At 38.7% G+C, this 3835-nt stretch carries 4 protein-coding genes and 1 pseudogene; 3 read left to right on the top strand and 2 right to left on the bottom strand.

Annotated elements, in window-relative coordinates; all coding sequences use genetic code 11:
* Together AC6F75_RS10775 and AC6F75_RS10770 are read left to right on the top strand one after the other, a co-directional pair.
* A partial coding sequence (locus AC6F75_RS10775) for a DNA-processing protein DprA (protein ID WP_500715024.1) occupies nucleotides 1-457 on the top strand: 457 nt, incomplete at its 5' end.
* 64 nt (nucleotides 458-521) lie between these two features.
* Nucleotides 522-1556 (top strand): T9SS type A sorting domain-containing protein, encoded by a 1035-nt coding sequence (locus tag AC6F75_RS10770; RefSeq protein ID WP_500715023.1) that lies wholly within the window; start codon nucleotides 522-524, stop codon nucleotides 1554-1556.
* A 62-nt stretch (nucleotides 1557-1618) separates the two neighbouring features.
* Here AC6F75_RS10770 and trpS read toward each other — a convergent pair whose 3' ends face one another.
* Nucleotides 1619-2587: a tryptophan--tRNA ligase gene (gene trpS, locus AC6F75_RS10765; RefSeq protein WP_500715022.1), complete on the bottom strand. Its 969-nt coding sequence runs from the start codon at nucleotides 2585-2587 to the stop codon at nucleotides 1619-1621.
* Between the two features lie 88 nt (nucleotides 2588-2675).
* Here trpS and AC6F75_RS10760 point away from each other — a divergent pair, with 88 nt between their 5' ends.
* Nucleotides 2676-3416: a 1-acyl-sn-glycerol-3-phosphate acyltransferase gene (locus tag AC6F75_RS10760; protein ID WP_500715025.1), complete on the top strand. Its 741-nt coding sequence runs from the start codon at nucleotides 2676-2678 to the stop codon at nucleotides 3414-3416.
* Nucleotides 3417-3520: 104 nt separating this feature from the next.
* On the opposite strand, the pseudogene AC6F75_RS10755 reads toward AC6F75_RS10760, so the two are convergent.
* Nucleotides 3521-3835 (bottom strand): annotated as a pseudogene (locus AC6F75_RS10755) (hypothetical protein); the annotation flags it as partial.

The raw sequence follows: 3835 nt of genomic DNA, 5'->3' as shown, positions 1-3835 counted from the left end.
ACGCAACCGCATCATTGCCGGGATCTCTGAAGCGACTATTGTCATAGAATCTGCCGAAAAAGGAGGAAGCCTTGTTACTGCTGAAATTGCAAATTCCTACAGCAGGGATGTGTTTGCCGTTCCAGGAAGGGTAACTGACAGCCAAAGTCAGGGATGCAACAACTTAATCAAGACTCAAAGGGCAAATTTACTCACATCAGTAGCTGACCTAGTCTATATTTTAAACTGGAAATTGGATGAAAAAAAGAAGAAACCCATACAAAAACAGCTTTTTGTCGAGCTTACTGATGAAGAAAAAGTGGTTTTTAACTTTTTAAAAACCAAAGAAAAAGCCCACATTGATGAAATTGCCATAACCTGTGAAACCCCCATATTTAAAGTTACTTCACTGCTTCTTAATTTAGAATTAAAAGGATTGGTAAAACCCCTTCCGGGAAAAATATTTGAATTGTTATAAAATATTTAAGAACTAATTAAAATAATTACTACTTTTACTCTTATTAACTAAACAATTTGACACTATGAAAAAAATTACTTTATCATTATTTTCTTTGGCAGTATTGGCTTTTACAGGACAAATGACTGCACAGCAAGCTGAGGTTGTTTCAGATTACAACCAAAACCCAACACCCGGAAATACAGAAATTACTAATCCAGGCACAAATTACTATGTTGCAGGAGGTGTTATTTATTCAAATGGCCCATACTTCAGTGTAGCCGGAGGTGGATTTGGCGGTGGAGACTTAAGTTTACTTGAAACAGTTGCACTAGGAATGAATACTCTTGGAGCGGGTGCTCAAGCAAGCTCTGGTAACAGAATGGCTGATGACTGGATAGTAACCGAGTCAGTAGAGGTCATGTCCATAGATTTTTATGCTTATCAAACGGGCTCAACCACAACTTCAACATTTACAGGAGTTACTATTGTAGTTTGGGATGGAGACCCTTCAGACCCAGGAAGCAACGTGATTTATGGAGACAATGCTATAAGTGCCATGACAAACACAACGTGGAGTGGAGCTTACAGAGCATCAGAAGGCAATGAGACCAATACTGACAGACCAATTATGGTAAATACTGTTGAAACTCCGGGGCTTGTTTTAACTCCCGGCACCTATTGGGTTGACTGGGATGCTGATGGCTCTTTGGGATCAGGTCCTTGGGCACCACCTATAGCAATTTTAGGTCAAGCTAGCACAGGAAATGCAAAGCAATTTTTAGGTTCAACCAGTGTTTGGCAAGATTGGCAAGATACTGGAACCGATGACCCACAAGGTTTTCCATTTGAAGTAACAGGAGCAGTATTGAGCTTAGTAGACAACTCGTTTGAAGGCTTTAGCTACTACCCAAACCCAACGACGAACATTCTTAACGTGAATGCCAAGTCAAACATTGAAAACATCACAATTTTTAATGTATTGGGCCAGCAACTAATCAACGTTACTCCTGACAACTTAACAGCTAAAGTTGATATTTCAAACTTGAGCGCAGGAATGTATGTGATGAAAGCTACCGTAAACGGCACTGTGGGAAGTTTCAACATCATCAAGAGATAAAAACCAACCATCTCTTAAATAAAAAACCTCTTAGTGTATGCTAAGAGGTTTTTCTTTTTTGGTCAATACCCCAACTTTTTTCTAACTCTTTGTAATACGTCAGCGGCAACCATTGCGGCCTTTTGTGACCCAAGCTGTAAAGCTTCTTCAAGTTCTTTTTTATTTTGTATCAAGTAGTTAAATCGTTCACGTTCTTTTTCAAAACGGGTGAGCATGAAATCATAAAGAGCTTGTTTAGAGTGACCGTAGCCATAATTGCCTCCTTCATAGTTTGCGCGCATCAAAGCAATTTCTTCTTTTGAAGCAAGGAGTTTGTACAAAGCAAACACATTACAAGTGTCAGGGTTTTTAGGTTCTTCCAGAGGTGTGCTGTCTGTCTCAATACTCATAATTTGTTTTCTCAATTGTTTTTCAGGAAGGAAAATATTAATAATATTGTCTTTTGACTTGCTCATTTTTGCCCCGTCTGTTCCGGGGATATACATGCTTTCTTCATGCACTTTGGCCTCAGGCAGGACAAAAGTTTCTCCGTATTTTGCGTGAAAGCGTGTAGCAACATCGCGGGTCATTTCCAGATGCTGCAATTGGTCTTTCCCCACTGGAACAAATTCGGCGTCATAGAGTAAAATGTCTGCCGCCATCAGCATAGGATAAGTGAACAAGCCTGCGTTGACATCTTCCAGCCTGTCAGCTTTATCTTTAAAGGAGTGGGCAAGCGTAAGCCTCTGGTAAGGAAACATACAGCTCAGGTACCAGGAAAGCTCGGTTACTTGAGGCACATCACTTTGCCTGTAAAACACAGTTTTGTTGATGTCCAGCCCAAAAGCCAGCCAGGTGGCGGCAACGCTATAAGTGTTTTCGCGTAAAACTTCCGGATCTTTAATTTGCGTGAGGGAATGCATATCGGCAATAAAAAGAAAACTGTCGTTTTCTGGCCGGTTAGCCATATCGATTGCCGGCACTATTGCTCCAAGTATGTTGCCCAAGTGTGGTGTTCCTGTACTTTGAATGCCTGTTAATATTCGCGCCATGTAAATTCTTTTATCTTCAAAATTGATTCATAACAAAGGTAATTTTTTTGTTCCAATGGCTCAATACAATTGTGTATTTTTGAGGGCGATGTTTTTAAAGAATTACATTTTTGTTCCACTGTGGCGAATCTGGTTTTATATACTGATAGGTTTTGCCATCTTGTTGCTGTTTCCCTTTTTGTTGATTAGTATTTCTAAAAAAGAATGGTATAAGGGATTTTTTGTTTTTGCACGTATTTGGGCTTCCATTATTCTTTTTGGAATGGGGTTAATTCCGAAAATAAAAAAAGAAGAATTTCTCGAAAAAAGCAAAAGCTATATGTTTTTGGCCAATCACACATCGATGACAGACATTATGTTGATGTTTTATTCGGTGAAGCACCCTTTCGTTTTTGTGGGGAAAAAAGAATTGGCAAGAATACCACTTTTTGGATATTTTTATAAACGCACTTGTATATTGGTTGACCGAAACAATGTTAGAAGTAAAAAAGAGGTTTTTGATGCTGCGCAGGAACGTTTGAAATCCGGGTTGAGCATTTGCATTTATCCCGAAGGCGGTATCCCGGAAGATGAAAGCATAGTATTGGATACATTTAAAGACGGAGCTTTTCGCTTGGCCATTGATCACAACATTCCAATTGTTCCCTTAACTTTCCACGATAATAAAAAACGGTTTTCATATTCCTTTTTTAGAGGGGGCCCCGGAGTTTTGAGGGTTAAAAGGCATAAAAAAATAAACACTGACCAGTTTTCAAAAGAAAACAAACGCTTAATTAAGGATGAAGTGAGGCAAATCATATTGCATGAGTTGGAACAACCCACTTTGTAAAATAGAAAAAAGCCGCTCGTTGGCACAATTGAGCAGCTTTTTCGTTAGCTTATTATTTTTTAGTTATCCAAAAACAATAAACCGGCAACCTAAATTAAACTTAACTAAAACTTATAACTAAACCCACTGTAAACCCCAAAAATATAGGGCTTAAAGTCGATGGCACTATCATTATAGGCATTTAATTGGTACTTAAACACCGGTTCAAGGTTAAACAAAAACCTCTTTGTAAACTTATAGTCAAAGCCCAGACCCAGATTGGTGCTGAAACTTAAAGTGTTCAGATTATTTGCACTTCCTATCTCAGAGCGGAAACCATCACTCATCACATTTATCCTGTTGTTGTCAAGCAACAATGTACTCATCCCGCCTATTATATTCACGCCAACACGATTATTTGATAAATTGTATTTTAATTC

Source organism: Planktosalinus sp. (assembly GCF_059864935.1).
The sequence above is the reverse complement of the archived record's forward strand: the minus strand, read 5'-3'. Positions and strand labels throughout refer to the sequence as shown.